Here is a 15,609-nt window from a genome sequence, read left to right as displayed (position 1 = left end):
TGGTGGATCCGGTGTTAGCCGTGCCGGCTAACGGTGTATTCGACCAGGGAGGCCAATGCCTGCCGGCCGGGCAGCTCGGGCAGCAAGTCCAGCTCATGACGCGCGCGGGCCGCGTATTGGCCCAACGTCTCTTTGGCCTGGTCCATACCCGGCGATGCCCGCAGCAGCGCCAGCGCCTCGAGCACCGCGTCGTCGTCGTGGATGGGTCCGGCCAGCAGGTCGCGAAGCCGCGCAGCGTCGGGGCCGCCCTGCCGCAGCGCGTACAGCATCGGCAACGTGCGCACTCCTTCCCGCAGGTCGGTGCCGGGTAGCTTGCCGGACTCGTCAGATTCGCTGTCGATGTCGATGATGTCGTCGGCGATTTGAAATGCGGTGCCGACAATGGCGCCGAGACGGCTCAGCCGCTCCACTTGATCATCGTCAGCGCCGGAAAACATCCCGCCGAACCGACCTGCCGCACCGATCAGACACCCGGTCTTCTCATGGACCACCTTGAGGTACTCGTCGACCAGGTCCACGCCGTCTGGTGCACCGCGGGTCTCGCGCATCTGACCGGTCACCAGCTGAGCGAATGTGTCGGCGACGATCAGAACCGCCTCCGGCCCCAGCCGGGATACCAGGCGCGACGCCGTCGCCAGCAGATAGTCCCCGGCCAGAATTGCGACGTTGTTGCCCCAGCGCGCGTTTGCACTGGGTGCGCCACGGCGGACCGCCGCCTCGTCCATCACGTCGTCGTGGTAGAGCGTCGCCAGGTGTATCAGCTCGATGACCGCGCCGGCGACGACCACCTCCTCGGCATCCGGGTTCGGTCCCACCTGGGCGGACAGCACGGTGAACAGTGGCCGGAACCGTTTGCCGCCAGCGGTAAACAGGTGCAGCAGCGAGTCGGTCATCACGTCGTCAGCCCCGCGCAGCTCGCTATCCATAAGCCGTTCGATTCGCGCAACGCCGTCACGCACCGTCGTAGCGAAGTGGGCGTCGCCAAAGTCAACGCCCGCCACCACTGTCGCCGGAGTCTTCACTCGACCAAACATACTGGTGACCGTGAGCACCGCAGAAATCAGAGCCGCCAAGGCCGACGTGGTGGTCGTGGGTGCCGGACCGGCCGGGTCAGCCGCGGCCGCTTGGGCCGCCCGGGCCGGTCAGGACGTCCTGGTCATCGACTCTGCCACCTTTCCCCGCGACAAGCCCTGCGGCGACGGCTTGACACCGCGAGCGATCGCCGAGCTGGAACAGCTGGGGCTCGGCGGCTGGCTGGCCGGCCGTATCCGGCATCGCGGTCTGCGCATGAGCGGGTTCGGCGGTGAAGTGGAAGTGGCCTGGCCCGGGCCATCCTTCCCGTCGCACAGCAGCGCGGTCGCCCGCCTGGAACTCGACGAGCGAATCCGGCAGGTCGCACAGGATCACGGTGCGCGGATGCTGCTCGGCAGCAAAGCGGTAGCCGTGCACCATGACTCGGCTACCCGGGTGGTATCGCTGACGTTGGCCGACGGTACCGAGGTGGCCTGCCGCCAACTGATCGTCGCCGACGGGGCGCGGTCGTCGCTGGGCCGCAAGTTGGGCCGCAGATGGCATCAAGAGACGGTCTATGGCGTCGCCGCCCGCGGTTATTTGGCCACCGCACGTAGTGCGGACCCGTGGCTGACCTCACATCTGGAACTGCGCTCTCCCGATGGCGCTGTGTTGCCCGGCTACGGCTGGATCTTCCCGCTCGGCAACGGCGAGGTGAACATCGGCGTAGGGGCACTCTCCACCTCGAAACGCCACGCCGATCTGGCATTGCGGCCGCTAATCTCCTACTACACCGACCTGCGCCGGGACGAGTGGGGCTTTGCCGGCGAGCCCCGGGCGGTGGCGTCCGCGTTGTTACCCATGGGCGGCGCGGTGTCCGGGGTGGCCGGACCGAATTGGATGCTCATCGGCGATGCCGCGGCCTGCGTCAACCCGCTCAACGGTGAAGGCATCGACTACGGATTGGAGACCGGACGCCTGGCCGCGGAGTCACTGGACGCACCCGACCTGTCCCGGCTGTGGCCGGCGCTGCTGGCCGATCACTACGGCCGCGGTTTTTCGGTTGCGCGCAGGCTGGCATTGCTGCTGACCTACCAACGGTTCCTGCCCGCGACCGGTCCCCTGGCGATGCGCTCCTGCGCACTGATGAGGATCGCCGTGCGCGTGATGGCCAACTTGGTCACCGACGAAGACGTCGACTGGGTTGCCCGAGTGTGGCGCGGCGGCGGGCGGGTTTCGCGGATGGTCGATCGTCGACCACCGTTTCACTGAGCGCGGCCCCGCCCGATATCAACTTCATTGACATATATCAGGCAGGTTGATATAAACGGGTATGGCCGAATCACTGGATTTTGAGTTTGAAACCGCCTACCGCGGCGAATCCGCCCAGTTCGGTGCGGGAGTACGACCGCCATGGAGCATCGGCGAAGCACAACCGGAATTGGCCGCCCTGATCGAACAGGGCAGGTTTCATGGCGAGGTGCTCGACGCAGGCTGCGGGGAAGCCGCCATCTCGCTCACGCTCGCCGCACGTGGACACACGGTGGTGGGTCTGGACATGTCTCCAACCGCCATCGAGCTGGCCCGCCGCGAGGCCGAGCAGCGCGGGCTGACCAGCGCCAGCTTCCATGTGGCCGACATCAGCGACTTCACCAGCTACCCGCCGGGATCGGCGACCCGGTTCGACACCATCGTGGACAGCACCTTGTTCCACTCCATGCCGGTCGAGCTGCGCGAGAGCTACCAGCGATCGATCGTCCGCGCCGCGGCACCGGGTGCGTCCTACTTTGTGCTGGTGTTCGACAGGGCCGCACTACCCGAAGGCCCGGCCAATGCGGTCACCGAGGACGAGCTGCGCGAGGTGGTGGCCAAGTATTGGGTCATCGACGAGATCAAGCCGGCCCGCCTATACGCCAAGGCGCCGACAGACTTCTTCGACATGCCCGGTGTCCAGGTGCGTTCCGAACCTGACGGTCGGGTGTCGGTTGGCGGCTGGCTGCTATCGGCGCATCTGGGCTGATCGGCCCGGCGCTGCGGTGTATAGTCCGGCTAATGAAGGGAACGAGGCTGGCCACCCTGGCCGCCATGGCGACGGTGGCGATAGGTATGGCGGCACCCGCACACGCCGATGACTACGACGCCCCTTTCAACGCCCAGCTGCACACCTACGGCATCTACGGCCCGCAGGACTACAACGCCTGGTTGGCCAAGATCAGCTGCGAACGGTTGAACAGGGGCGTGGACGGTGACGCCTACAAATCGGCGACCTTCCTACAGCGCAACCTGCCGCGGGGCACCACTCAGGGCCAAGCGTTGCAGTTCTTGGGAGCCGCGGTCGATCACTACTGCCCCGAGAACGTGGGCGTGCTGCAACGCGCCGGCCGTTAGGTCTTCGCCGACGCCGCAGGTGGCTTGTACGCCGCATGCAATGCCACGATTCCGCCGGAAAGGTTGCGCCACCGCACGGCTGACCATCCCGCCTGGGACATCCGCTGGGCCAACGTCGCCTGGTCCGGCCATGCCCTGATCGACTCGGCCAGATAAACATAGGCTTCCGGGTTACTGGACACCGCGCTGGCCACCCGCGGCAATGCCCGCATCAGATACTCCTTGTAGACGGTGGCGAACAATGCGCTCGTGGGCGTGGAGAATTCGCACACCACCAAACGGCCCCCAGGCCGGGTGACGCGCGCCATCTCGCGCAACGCAGCCGGAAAGTCGGCGACGTTACGCAGGCCGAAGCTGATGGTTACCGCATCGAAGACGCCATCGCCAAACGGCAGCCGGGTGGCGTCACCGGCAACCTTGGGCACCGTGCGCGCGCTGCCGGCGGCGAGCATTCCGACCGAAAAATCGGCCGCCACACACCATGCTCCGGCCTTCGCCAGCTCTACGGTGGATACCGCGGTGCCGGCGGCCAGATCCAGCACCCGGTCGCTCGGACCGATCCGCAACGCCGACCGAGTGGCCCGCCGCCAGTAACGGTCGCGGCCCAACGACAACACGGTGTTGGTCAGGTCATAGCGACGCGCTACGCCGTCGAACATCGACGCGACGTCCCGGGGATCCTTGTCCAACGCCGCACGAATCACTTCCGAGACGCTACCCGACAGCGTCGCGTCAGTACTGTCGGTATCTGCGCTGGACGTGTTCTTGCCGGATCGCGATCTGCCGGCGCCGTTCCTCGACCGACACCGTGCGGGTGTTCGCGGGCAGCCGGTGGCGCACACCGGCCAGCGGCACCTTGACGGCGGTAGCTTTGGGCAATTCCGACGGCGGGGTGCAATACGTCCATCGCAGCGTCAAGAAACCGCCGAGGTGGCCGGCGGTGTCGAGCCAGTTGGGCACGCCGGGGTCGGTGTCTGCAACGACGTAGCGAATCGTGCCGTCAACATCGGGTTCGCACTGAAATCCGTTGAGGCTGCACGTATGGTTGGCGTAATCCAGCGATTCACCCCACAGATTGGACAGATGGAATCCCATGTAGGCCGGCGGCACCGGGACGACGACCTCAACCAGGAGGGCCTCGTCGGTCTGCAAGTCGTAGACCCCGCCGCTGTAGACGTTGGTAATTTGGCCGCCACCCATGGCCAGGTTCGCCAGCGCAGGCTCATTGAGCGCATTGCGGGGCATCAGCGTGAGCCCATCCCCGTTCTTGTCGCCATACGCCTCAAGCACGACATCGTAAAACTGGTTCCAAAATGTCATCTGGTGCTCGACGATCGTCCCCAGGCGGCGCATATTCTGGGCCGCTCTCGCGGGATCGAGCGGCGCGGGATGGGCTCCCTCCTTACCGATCTGCACGATGAGCAACTCGGGTGACACCTCGCGCTCCCAGTCGTGAAACAGGATGCGGGCGATCAGGAATCCCGCTGTTGCGGCCTTGTCCGCGCTGACCGTGGCGATGAAATTCCCGGTGTGCCCACTGGGCCGCTGTGGGGCCAGCAAGATCTCGAATCGGCCGCCGTCGTCAACGACGAGGCCGGCGGTGTCCAGCGCCCCGGTGACCACGCGCCCACCCGGCATGAGTTCGGCGAGGCCGCCGGTGTCTCCGGCGTAGACGGTGTGTGCCTCAAAAATGAGGTACTGGGGCGCTTTTGGCCCGGTGAACCGGCCGGTCACCCGATAGCTGGTGGTGCCGTCGATCGACGCCGACAGGTACAGGGCATCGGCATTGTCGATGGTCGCCTTGTCCAGCGGTTGGATTGCGCGCCGAAAATACGGGAATTCGGGATTCTCGCGAAAGGCGCGTTCGATGCCACTGAACACAAATCCCAGCAGGTAGCCGTACCCGTCCGCGAGGCCTTGTGCGGTGATCGGTGGGGCGTGCAGATCGGCGATGTCGAGGGCATCCCGCGCCCTGATCAGCGCGTCGATCATGTCGGTCCAGGCGGCGCGTAGCTCGGCTTGGCTCGCTTCAGCCGACATGAGAGTCCTTTCCTTCGGTGTCCCACTGGTATTGATCGAACAAGGTGGCCAGCCGGGTATGAATTTCGCGGGAATCCAGGCCAAACTCCGCCAGGCTGTAACGGTGGGTCGTTTCGTGCCCGCTGCCTGCCGCGGCCGACGCAAATGCGTTGGCGGCCACCGGCCCCAAGTCCAGTTCCAAGCCCGCGTAGATGCGGCGCAAGGTGACCTCTGGTTGGCGGATCAGCTCACGGTAATCCACCAGGACCGAGTGAACGTCGCGATGGCGGGCCAAGACGTCGAGGGGATGCTGGTAAGAATCCAGCGATTGCTCGGCCAGTACTCGCAGCGAGCTGGCGACCAAGCGCTGATCGCGGCCGCGCAGGCGCCATTCGGTCTGCAGCAACTTGAGCAGGCTCGGGATTGTTTCATCGGGATTGCGCAGGGGTACCACAAATCTGGCGTCCGGAAAGGCCTCGATCAGCGCTTCGACGCGACCGCAGAAGGTGGGATTCTTGCTCAGGTGCGTCCCGCCGCCGTTGAGCGCGATTTGCCGCCGCACGCATTGCTTGTAGAAACCCATCACCCGTCGCCGCTTGGGCTTTGACCACCGATCGACATGGTAAAAATCGAGCTCCCCCATGAACGGGAACATCAAGATCCAGAACCCGGAACATAGTGACCAGGTCAAGAAGGCGTCGTCCTCTTCGGGCACGAAGAATCCGGTCTTGTGCATGTCGTCGGTTGGGGCGAAGCGACGCTTTTCGAGCTCGTCGAGCCGGCGCCGCAGTCGCTTTCCGAACATGGCGTCGACTCGAAGTAGCAGACGCAGCAAGCGCTTCTCTAACAACGAAGGGAAGAACAACTCGTACATCAGCGCATAACTGAACTGCGGGTCGGTGGCCATCAGCCGATGCAGATAAGTGGTGCCGCTGCGGGCGTGCCCGATACAGAACACCGGTGCGATCACCTGGGTGCGGCGCAGCGACGGGAACAGGATCGGATCGAGCGCAAAACACACCGCGTGGATCGCGGCGACGGCCGGCACACCGACGCCGAATGCGACGAAGCGCCGCCACCGCGCCGACGCCGGCGGGTTCCGGCGCAGCAGCCTCAGCATCGTACGGTAGTTGGGCCAGTCGAAGTAGAACCCCGTTCCCAGCATGAACACTCCTGCGCACAAGCCAATTTGGTGGGCGTATGCGCCGCCAAGCTATCCTTATTTTGTTGACTATGTCAAGTAGTTGCCGGATACTGTCCCGCCATGCGCAAGCTCGATTCGGTGGCCTCGATCAGTGCCACCCTCGCCCAGATCGTCCGGCTCAGCGTCAGTCGTTCGGCGTTCGCCGGACAGGCGTCGGCGGCCAACACCGCGCTATCGCAGCCGTCCTACATGTTGCTTCGCGTCTTGATTGACGAGGGACCGTTGCCACTGAGCCGACTGGCCAGGTTGGCGCACATGGACCCCGGAATGGCCACTCGCCGGGTGCGAGCCCTCATCGACTCCGGGCTGGCCACCCGGCATACCGATCCGCATGACGGACGAGTGTCGGTGATCGAGGCAACCACCGACGGACAGCGCGCCGCGGGCGCGCTACATGAGGTGCGAAGGGATCACCTGGCGCGCGCACTCTCGGGCTGGTCGCCGGCCGACCTCCGCGAGTTCGACCGGCTCCTGACGAAGTTCCTCAACGACACCAGACAGACGCCGATCAGCAAGACCTGATGTGTTAGGCACGTCGCCTTCGCAACGGCGCGTCACCCGCCCGCGCGGTCGGTGACAGCACCTCGTCGTAGTGGTCGAGCAACTGGTCACAGATGACCGACCAACTGCGGCCCAGCACGCTGCGCCGGGCCGCCCGCGAATAGCGATGGCGTTCCCGAATCAGATGCGCGACAGCGGCCGGCAGCTGCGCCTCGAACTCCGCGACGGGCAGCAGCAGACCGGTCCGTTGCGGCGTGACCAAGTCGCGGGGGCCGCCGGCGTCGGGGGCGATCACCGGCAGCCCCGACGCCAGCGCTTCCTGCACGACCTGACAGAACGTCTCGTGTTCGCCGGGATGCACGAACACGTCCAGGCTGGCGTACGCCGCGGCGAGCTCCCCGCCATACAGCGCACCCGTGAAAATCGCTGTGGGCATTGCCGATTCCAGCTTCGGGCGGTCCACTCCGTCGCCGATGATGACGAGCTGAACCGCACCCCACGCCGCCAGCGCAGCGAGCCGCTCGGCATGCTTCTCGGGCGCCAGTCGACCCACAAACCCGACGATAGGTCTTCCGTCGGGGGACCATTGTCGCCGCAGCGACTCGTCGCGCGCAGACGGCGCGAACCGAATCAAATCGACGCCCCGTGCCCATCGGTGTACCCGGGGGAAGCCCTGAGCGACGAGGGCCTCCATCGTGGGCGTGGACGGCGCCAGCGTGCGGTCGGCGAGGCCGTGCAGGTGACGAAACCAGGCCCATGCGGCCCGCGCAGTCATCGGAACGCCGTAGCTGGCCGCAAAGCCCGGCACGTCGGTTTGGTAGACGGCGACCGTCGGCACACCGAGCCGGCGCGCGGCCCGCAGCCCACCGTAGCCAAGCAGCGCCGGCGAGGCCAGATGCACCACGTCGGGGTCAAATCCCCGCAGCACCCGAAGGATTCGCGGAGTGGGCACACCCAGCGGCAACGTGGTCACCTTGGGGAACATCCGCGACGGCGCTCGGTGCACCCGGACACCATCATGCAGTCGTTCGGCGCGTCCTTCCCCCGGCGGGTTATCCGGTGCGATGACGAGGACTTCATGCCCCCTCCGGCGCAGATGCTCGAGTATCCGAACCACCGAGTTGCTAACGCCGTTGACATTCGGGAGGAATGACTCGGCGACGATCGCAACGCGCACACCCTCACAGTGTCAGCGTCGGCTGTCGGCAAGGTTGCCGACGGGCATACGGGGCGCGAAATCTACCCCGCACTCTCCGATTCGGACTGCCGGCTCAGCCGCTTGTCCAGCAGCGCCAGGGCAACGAGCGCGACCACCGCAATCAACCAGGCCGCAACGGCGATGGACCCCGCCGGGATGATCGCCAGCCCGGCGTTGCGGTGCTGCACCCGCACCAGATTGGGATCCCGTTTGTTGTATTCGACGTAGATACGCATACCCGTGGCCAGTTCGGATGGATACAGCACACCCAGTTCGGGCCGGTAAGTGACCCGGTCGGGCGTGACGAACTCGATGGTGGACCGGCGCGGGCCGGCGCTAAGCACCTCGGCCTGCGCCACGCCCATGTTGTTGTCGATCGCCAAGTCGTTGCGCCATGCACCGGCCACCAGCAGCACCGACTGCAGCGTGACCAGCATCGTCATGATCAGGACGGCGATGCGCACCCACCGCACCAGCTTCCTGGCCCGGGTGTCCGGCGCCTGTTCACTGGTGCCGTGAATCAAAAAGCGCAACAACCTTTTCGGCGAGATCACAGAGCGGCCTTGATGGTGGCGTGCAATTGCCGCAGCGAGGACCGGTCCGCCTTGACCTCCAGCACCCGCAACCCGGTGCCGTCCTCGCCCAGCGCCGCCGCCAGCTGGTCGACCTCGATCTGCCGGCTCTCCACGTGGTAGGCGCGACACAACGCACCCACGTCGACGTCGTGCGGGGTACCGAAGATTCGCGAAGATACATCGGAGAACCGCGGGTCCCCCTGCTCGAGCAGTTCGAAGATGCCACCGCCATTGTCGTTGGACACCACGATCGTCAACCGCCGCGGCGTCGGTTCGGTGGGTCCGATCAGCAGCCCCGAGCTGTCATGGACGAACGTCAGGTCTCCGATCAGTGCGATGGTGCGCCCGTCATGGGCCCGCTCGTATGCCAGCGCGGCACCTATCGCGGTAGACACCGTGCCGTCGATACCGGCAACCCCGCGATTGGACCGCACCTGGATGCCGCGGGTATCACAACCGACCAGCGCCACGTCGCGCACCGGGTTGGACGCTCCGAGCACCAGCTGATCACCGGGCCGTATCGCCTCCGCCACCGCCGCGGCGACGTGCAGACCGGTGGTCAGCGGGTGCGCGGCGAGTTGCTCGCGCACCGCGGTGATCGCATGCCGGTTCATCTGGGCGCACCGGTGCAGCCAAGCCGGGTTCGGTGCTCCGGTGACCACCGCTCGCGTGCCGGTGGCCTGCGAGTTGCCCGAAACGTCCGGCCAACGCGGCCCGGTCGTCAGGGCAAACACCGGCACATTTGGATCGGCCAACAACGCCGATACCGGACGATGCAGGGTGGGGCGACCCAGCATGATCACCTGCTGGGGGCGAAGCAGCGGCAGGGCCAACGGGTGCAACGGCGTGGTCGGTCCGGGCGCCGTCGGCTCGGCGACCGTGGGCACCTCGGCGAGGTTGGGATGCTCGCCCGCGCCGTGCCCGGCGATGACGACGGTGTCTGCCGACAGGTCGACCTCCAGCGGCTGGTCAAAGGTGACCGCGGGCGTGTAGGTCCACGACTTGCCGTCGGGCCGACCCGGCGGGGTCGCCTCGCCGCCGGGTTCCGGATCGGGCACTAGCGGTTCACGCAACGGGATGTCGAAGTGCACCGGGCCGGCATTGGCGGTGCGAGAACCTTTGGCCGCCACCAATACCCGGCAGGTGGCCGATCGCCACGTCGCGTTGAGTGCGGCGAGGCGTTCGGGCGCCTCGTCGGCCAGGCCCAGGCTGATGGTGGCGCGGACCTGGGTACCGAAGTAGCCCAGCTGCTCCATGGTCTGGTTGGCCCCGGTACCCAGTAATTCGTAGGGCCGGTTGGCCGACAAGACGATCAGCGGCACCCGCGCGTAGTTGGCCTCCACGACGGCGGGGCCGAGGTTGGCGACGGCGGTACCCGACGTCATCGCGATGCAGACCGGCGCCCCCGCCCCGATCGCCAGCCCGATGGCCAGATAGCCGGCGGTGCGTTCGTCGATGCGAACGTGCAACCGGATCCGGCCGCACCGGTCGGCATCCTGCAACGCGAACGCCAGCGGTGCGTTCCGCGAACCGGGGCACAGCACGACATCGCGGACGCCGCCGCGAATCAGCTCGTCAACGACGACGCGGGCCTGTGTCGTCGAGGGGTTCACCAGTACAGGGTGTCACAACCGGCTAACAGGGCTCGCCAAGCTCACCCGTCGACGCTGGCAAAGAACTTCAGCACCGCGGCGTTGACCGAATCCGGCCGCTCGAAGAACCCGAGATGACCGGTATCGGGGATTTGCAGGAAACGGCCGTTCGGCAGGGCGTCGGCAACCTCACGTCCCAAATACGGCGGGGTCACGATGTCGTCTGAGAACCCGATCACCAGCACCGGTGCGGCGATGCTGCGGTAGGCGGACAACCGGCTGGTCTGCGGCGAGATGTCCAGCTGGCAACGCAGCCCCGGAGTCTGCTTGATCGGCCACATGGAAAACATCGCGATCCAGTCCGCGATGGCCGCGTCGTCATTGAGTGTCTTGCGGGAGAAATTCTCCAGCAAGCGATCCTTGACGTCGTATGTCGGCGGCAACTGGGCGCCGGAGTCGTACAGCTCGGCCTCCGCATCGTGGAAGAACTGTCGGGCGCGATCCAGGCGGCCACGGGTGGCCATCAATGCCGCGGCGCGCACCAGCTCTGGCCGGGCCAGCATCAACTCCTGGGCGATAAAAGACCCCATCGACACTCCGACGATGCGCACCGGGGCGATGTCCAGGGATTCGATCAGCGCCGCTGTGTCATCGATCATGGTCTGCGTCGTGAAACCGGACGCATTTTCGGTGCCGCCAATGCCCCGGTTGTCGAAGGTAATGCACCGGTAGCCGGCCGCCAAGAATGCCGGGACTTGATGTGGATGCCAGGTGCGTCCAGCACCCCCGCGACCGGCAATAAAAAGGACCGCTTCACCGGTCCCTTTGTCGTCGTAAGCCAGGTTAATCACTCGACCGACGGTACAGCAGCGGGTAACAGGCCCTGATCCGGTCGATCCACCACTGCCGCCGAGGGGGCGCCGCACCCAGGGCATGCAGCCGCGCCGGATCGGGTGTGACCCGCCGCACCGACAACGCGCCATCGACGGGAACGGGCGCCTGGCCGGGTTCGGTGACGTCCTCGACGAACAGCCCACCGGTGCCCAACCCGCACGCGTGGTTAAGCCGCGGCAGGGCCGCGGCGGCCGTCAGCCCGGTCGCGATTCCCACTGCCGAGTCCAGCGCGCTGGAGACCACCACTGGGATGTCGATCTCGTCTGCAATCTGCAGCAGTGCCGAAACTCCGCCCAGCGGAGCGACTTTCAATATCGCGACATCGGCGGCTCCCGCACGGACCACCGCAAGGGGGTCCTGCGCCTTGCGGATGGATTCGTCGGCGGCGATCGGCACCTCGACTCGTTGACGCAGTTCGGCGAGTTCGCCGACGGTGGCGCAGGGTTGCTCGAGGTACTCCAGCGGGCCATCGGCGGTCAGGGCAGCGGCGGCCCGCACCGCTTGTTCGACGCTCCAGCCGCCGTTGGCATCCACCCGCACCGTTGGGACCAGGTCACGCACGGCATTTACCCTGCCCACGTCGTCGGCCAGGCTCTGCCCAGGCTCAGCAACCTTCACCTTGGCGGTCGCTGCGCCGGGAAATCGGGCCAGCACGTCGGCCACCTGGGCGGCGCCAACCGCCGGCACGGTCGCGTTGATCGGGACGCGATCACGTCGCGTGGCCGGCGGAGGCCGGTAGGCCGCCTCGATCGCCGACACCAGCCATGCGGCCGCCTCCTCGACCGGGTACTCGAGGAACGCACCGAACTCGCCCCACCCCGCCGGACCGTCGATCAACGCCACTTCGCGGACGGTGATACCGCGAAAGCGCACCCGCATGGGCAGCGCCACGACATGCAAGCGGTCGAGCAGATCCGCGCAGGCCGGCATCACTGCCGGTAGACCTGCCGGCCAGCAAGAAACGTGGCACGGACCTCGAGATCGGCGATCTCCTCGGGTGGCACCGCCCGCGGGTCCTGTGACAGCACGACCATGTCCGCGTACTTGCCGACCTCGAGCGAGCCGATGACGTCGTCGGCGAACAGCTGCCAGGCCGCATCGATAGTCTGCGCACGAATCGCCTGCTCCACAGTCAAACGCTCTTCGGGGGCCAGCACCCGCCCGCTGGGCGCCACCCGGGTCGCGGCCACGCTGATGTTGCGCAGCGGTTCCTCGGGTGTGACCGGGGGGTCGTTGTGCAGTGAGATGCGCATACCGGCGGCCACCGCGGACCCGGCCGGCATCCACCGGGACCCGCGCTCCGCTCCGAACAGACCGTCGACGATGACGTCACCCCAGTAGTGAATCTGGTCGACGAAGATGCTGCAGGTAACGCCCAGCTCGACGGCCCGCCGAAGTTGGTCTTTCCGGATGGCACCGACATGTTCGAGCCGCAATCGATGATCGGGGCGAGGATGGCGGCGCAGCGCCTCCTCGTAGACATCAAGGATGGTGTCGACACCGGCATCGCCCTGTACGTGACAGGCGATCGGCCAGCCCTTCGGGAAATACGCGTCGACGATTTCGGCCAGCTGGTCACGGGTGTAGTTGGCGCATCCGCAGGAACCGGGCACCACCCCAATGGTGCGAGTGGCGTCGGTGTCCAGATACGGAAATGTCAGGTCAATGTTGCCGATCCACGGCGAACCGTCCACCCAGATCTTGATGCCCACCTGGCGCAGCATGTCGTCGCCGTCGCCCGGCGAGGCGTCGCTGGACATTTGCGCATTGGAAATCTCATAGGTGCGCAGCCGGACCGTCAACTCGTCGCGCAGCGCCTCGACCAGCGGCCGAAACCCGGGATCGAAAGCCATCTCCGAACATGTGGTCAGGCCGGCCCGGTTGAGCCGGGCACACTCTGCGCGCAGCATCGCCGGGTAATTGCTGGGATCGGCCACCCCGGCAAGCAGCGGCAATACCGCGCCGGTTTCCTCGGCGGTGCCGTCGAGTTCACCGTTGGCGTCGCGGCCATACTTGGCGCCTTTGGGATCCGGTGTGTCGCGGTCCAGACCGCCCAGCCAGGCGGCGTTGGAATTGAAATAGGCCTTGTGGCCGGAATTATGGATGATCACCAGCGGTCCGTTCGGCGCGATTTCGTCGAGCCAGCTCAGCGTCGGCTCGGGAAGCCCCGGTTGTAGCAGCGGATCCCAGCCGATGAGGTAGGCACCCGCGGTTCCGCGCTCGGCGGTTTCGCGGCGAATCGCATCGACGACAACGTCGGCGTCGCGGACGGTCACCGGGCGGATGTCGACGATCCGGCCGGAGAGCACGATTGCCTCCATCAGCGGATGACCATGGGCCTCGACGAATCCCGGCATGAGGCAGCCAGAGCCCAGATCGATGGTTCGGGTGTCCGGACCGACGAGGCCGTTGACCTCCGAGCGGTCACCGACGGCGACGATCCGGCCGTCGGTGACCGCGATCGCCTGGGCGGTCGGCCGGGTGTCGTCAACGGTCAGCACAGTTCCGGTAATGACGACATCTGCATTGGCCATACGCAGGAATCCTAGTGATCCGTGCCCGAAATGGGTTCCGCCCGAGGGCGCGGCCGACCCAAATTGCAACACGTTCTAGTCTTGCCACATGAGTGACAAGTTGTTACGCAACCCAACGCACAACGGCCATCTGCTGGTGGGCGCGCTCAAGCGCCACACGAACAAACCGGTGCTGTTCCTCGGTGACACCACACTGACCGGCGGTCAGCTGGCCGACCGGGTCAGCCAGTACATCCAGGCCTTCGAGGCGCTGGGCGCCGGCACCGGCGTCGCGGTTGGCCTGCTGTCGCTCAACCGCCCCGAAGTGCTGATGATCATCGGGGCCGGCCAGGCCCGGGGCTATCGGCGCACCGCGTTGCATCCGCTCGGGTCCCTCGACGATCACGCGTACGTACTCTCCGATGCCGGGATCAGCTCACTGATCATCGACCCCAACCCGATGTTCGTGGAGCGCGCGCTGGGGCTGCTGGAGAAGGTGGACTCGCTCCAGCAGATCCTGACCATCGGGCCGGTCCCGGAGGCGCTCAGGGGTGTGGCGATCGATCTGTCGGCCGAAGCGGCCAAGTATCAGCCACAGCCGCTGGTGGCGGCCGATCTGCCGCCGGACCAGGTCATCGGCCTGACCTATACCGGCGGCACCACCGGAAAACCCAAGGGCGTGATGGGCACCGCCCAGTCGATTTCCACCATGACCGCGATTCAGCTGGCCGAATGGGAGTGGCCGGACAACCCCCGGTTCTTGATGTGCACGCCACTCTCACACGCCGGCGCGGCATTCTTCACCCCCACCCTGATCAAGGGCGGCGAGATGATCGTGCTAGCCAAGTTCGACCCGGCCGAGGTGCTGAGAGTTATTGAAGAGCAAAGGATTACCGCAACCATGCTGGTGCCGTCGATGCTGTATGCGTTGATGGACCACCCGGATTCACACACCCGGGACCTGTCGTCGTTGGAGACCGTCTACTACGGCGCTTCGGCGATCAATCCGGTACGGCTGGCCGAGGCAATCCGCCGGTTCGGCCCGATTTTCGCCCAGTACTACGGGCAATCCGAGGCGCCGATGGTGATCACCTACCTGCCCAAGGGCGAGCATGACGAGAAGCGGCTCACCTCCTGCGGGCGCCCGACCCTGTTCGCGCGGGTCGCGTTGCTGAGCGAGGACGGCAAGCCGGTGCCGCAGGGTGAGCCGGGCGAGATTTGCGTCAGCGGACCATTGCTGGCCGGCGGCTATTGGAATCTGCCGGAGGCCACGGCCGACACGTTTAAGGACGGCTGGCTGCACACCGGCGACATGGCCCGCGAGGACGAGGACGGCTTCTACTACATCGTGGACCGGGTCAAGGACATGATCGTCACCGGCGGTTTCAACGTGTTTCCTCGTGAGGTAGAAGACGTGGTCGCCGAGCATCCCGCGGTCGCGCAGGTGTGTGTGGTCGGAGCACCCGACGAGAAGTGGGGCGAGGCTGTGACCGCCGTGGTGGTGTTGCGCGCCGACGCAGCCCGCGATGACGCCGCGATCCAGACCATGACCGCCGAGATCCAGTCCGCGGTCAAGGACCGCAAGGGCTCGGTGCAGTCGCCAAAACGCGTGGTGATCGTTGATTCGCTGCCGCTGACGGGGTTGGGAAAACCGGACAAGAAGGCCGTGCGCGCACGATTCTGGGAGGGCGCCGGCCGCGCCGTCGGATAGCAA

Annotated in this window: 15 protein-coding genes; 5 read left to right on the top strand and 10 right to left on the bottom strand. The window is 66.3% G+C overall.

Features of this window, described 5'->3' with window-relative positions:
- Positions 1 to 14: 14 nt before the first annotated feature.
- A complete protein-coding gene (gene grcC1, locus MB901379_RS03800) occupies positions 15 to 1,022 on the bottom strand; it encodes a nonaprenyl/(2E,6E)-farnesyl/geranylgeranyl diphosphat synthase (RefSeq protein WP_158015437.1) in 1,008 nt (335 codons plus the stop codon).
- Between the two features lie 37 nt (positions 1,023 to 1,059).
- On the opposite strand from grcC1, the gene menJ reads away from it, so the two are divergent.
- From menJ to MB901379_RS03785, 3 genes are all read left to right on the top strand, one after another.
- Positions 1,060 to 2,283, top strand: a complete 1,224-nt coding sequence (menJ, locus tag MB901379_RS03795; RefSeq protein WP_174237072.1) for a menaquinone reductase — start codon at positions 1,060 to 1,062, stop codon at positions 2,281 to 2,283.
- Positions 2,284 to 2,344: 61 nt separating this feature from the next.
- Positions 2,345 to 3,031 carry a class I SAM-dependent methyltransferase gene (locus MB901379_RS03790; protein ID WP_158015436.1) on the top strand — a complete coding sequence of 229 codons (687 nt, stop codon included), beginning with the start codon at positions 2,345 to 2,347 and terminating at the stop codon, positions 3,029 to 3,031.
- Between the two features lie 32 nt (positions 3,032 to 3,063).
- On the top strand, positions 3,064 to 3,399 hold the full coding sequence (locus MB901379_RS03785; protein WP_158015435.1) for a DUF732 domain-containing protein: 336 nt from the start codon (positions 3,064 to 3,066) through the stop codon (positions 3,397 to 3,399).
- Here the strand turns inward: MB901379_RS03785 and MB901379_RS03780 are convergent.
- The 3 genes from MB901379_RS03780 to MB901379_RS03770 are packed head-to-tail and all read right to left on the bottom strand — an operon-like array spanning position 3,396 to position 6,583.
- Complete coding sequence (locus MB901379_RS03780; protein WP_158015434.1) at positions 3,396 to 4,103, bottom strand: demethylmenaquinone methyltransferase; 708 nt, start codon at positions 4,101 to 4,103, stop codon at positions 3,396 to 3,398. The two genes, MB901379_RS03785 and MB901379_RS03780, sit on opposite strands and share 4 nt — an antisense overlap.
- A gap of 28 nt (positions 4,104 to 4,131) precedes the next feature.
- Complete coding sequence (locus MB901379_RS03775; protein ID WP_158015433.1) at positions 4,132 to 5,439, bottom strand: hypothetical protein; 1,308 nt, start codon at positions 5,437 to 5,439, stop codon at positions 4,132 to 4,134.
- On the bottom strand, positions 5,429 to 6,583 hold the full coding sequence (locus MB901379_RS03770; RefSeq protein ID WP_158015432.1) for a sulfotransferase family protein: 1,155 nt from the start codon (positions 6,581 to 6,583) through the stop codon (positions 5,429 to 5,431). The genes MB901379_RS03775 and MB901379_RS03770 overlap by 11 nt, the downstream gene beginning before the upstream one ends.
- Positions 6,584 to 6,682: 99 nt before the next feature.
- On the opposite strand from MB901379_RS03770, the gene MB901379_RS03765 reads away from it, so the two are divergent.
- Positions 6,683 to 7,144 carry a MarR family winged helix-turn-helix transcriptional regulator gene (locus MB901379_RS03765; protein WP_158015431.1) on the top strand — a complete coding sequence of 154 codons (462 nt, stop codon included), beginning with the start codon at positions 6,683 to 6,685 and terminating at the stop codon, positions 7,142 to 7,144.
- 4 nt (positions 7,145 to 7,148) lie between these two features.
- Here the strand turns inward: MB901379_RS03765 and MB901379_RS03760 are convergent, their stop codons facing one another.
- The 6 genes from MB901379_RS03760 to MB901379_RS03735 all read right to left on the bottom strand — a co-directional run bounded on the left by MB901379_RS03760 (position 7,149) and on the right by MB901379_RS03735 (position 13,916).
- Entirely contained in the window at positions 7,149 to 8,300 is a 1,152-nt protein-coding gene (locus tag MB901379_RS03760; protein ID WP_158015430.1) for a glycosyltransferase family 4 protein, read from the bottom strand.
- 62 nt (positions 8,301 to 8,362) lie between these two features.
- On the bottom strand, positions 8,363 to 8,875 hold the full coding sequence (locus MB901379_RS03755) for a DUF3592 domain-containing protein (protein WP_158015429.1): 513 nt from the start codon (positions 8,873 to 8,875) through the stop codon (positions 8,363 to 8,365).
- Complete coding sequence (gene menD / locus MB901379_RS03750; protein WP_158015428.1) at positions 8,872 to 10,509, bottom strand: 2-succinyl-5-enolpyruvyl-6-hydroxy-3-cyclohexene-1-carboxylic-acid synthase; 1,638 nt, start codon at positions 10,507 to 10,509, stop codon at positions 8,872 to 8,874. The genes MB901379_RS03755 and menD overlap by 4 nt, the downstream gene beginning before the upstream one ends.
- A 41-nt stretch (positions 10,510 to 10,550) precedes the next feature.
- Positions 10,551 to 11,339 (bottom strand): alpha/beta fold hydrolase, encoded by a 789-nt coding sequence (locus MB901379_RS03745; protein ID WP_158015427.1) that lies wholly within the window; start codon positions 11,337 to 11,339, stop codon positions 10,551 to 10,553.
- Positions 11,332 to 12,312 carry an o-succinylbenzoate synthase gene (locus MB901379_RS03740; RefSeq protein ID WP_158015426.1) on the bottom strand — a complete coding sequence of 327 codons (981 nt, stop codon included), beginning with the start codon at positions 12,310 to 12,312 and terminating at the stop codon, positions 11,332 to 11,334. The genes MB901379_RS03745 and MB901379_RS03740 overlap by 8 nt, the downstream gene beginning before the upstream one ends.
- Positions 12,312 to 13,916: an amidohydrolase gene (locus MB901379_RS03735; RefSeq protein ID WP_158015425.1), complete on the bottom strand. Its 1,605-nt coding sequence runs from the start codon at positions 13,914 to 13,916 to the stop codon at positions 12,312 to 12,314. Before MB901379_RS03735 ends, MB901379_RS03740 begins: the two co-directional genes overlap by 1 nt.
- Before the next feature lie 88 nt (positions 13,917 to 14,004).
- Here MB901379_RS03735 and fadD8 point away from each other — a divergent pair, with 88 nt between their 5' ends.
- Positions 14,005 to 15,606 (top strand): fatty-acid--CoA ligase FadD8, encoded by a 1,602-nt coding sequence (fadD8, locus tag MB901379_RS03730; protein WP_158015424.1) that lies wholly within the window; start codon positions 14,005 to 14,007, stop codon positions 15,604 to 15,606.
- Positions 15,607 to 15,609: the final 3 nt, after the last annotated feature.

It is taken from the genome of Mycobacterium basiliense (genome assembly GCF_900292015.1).
Lineage (GTDB): Bacteria > Actinomycetota > Actinomycetes > Mycobacteriales > Mycobacteriaceae > Mycobacterium > Mycobacterium basiliense.
Note: the sequence above shows the minus strand (reverse complement) of the source record. Positions and strands in the feature narration are given on the sequence as shown.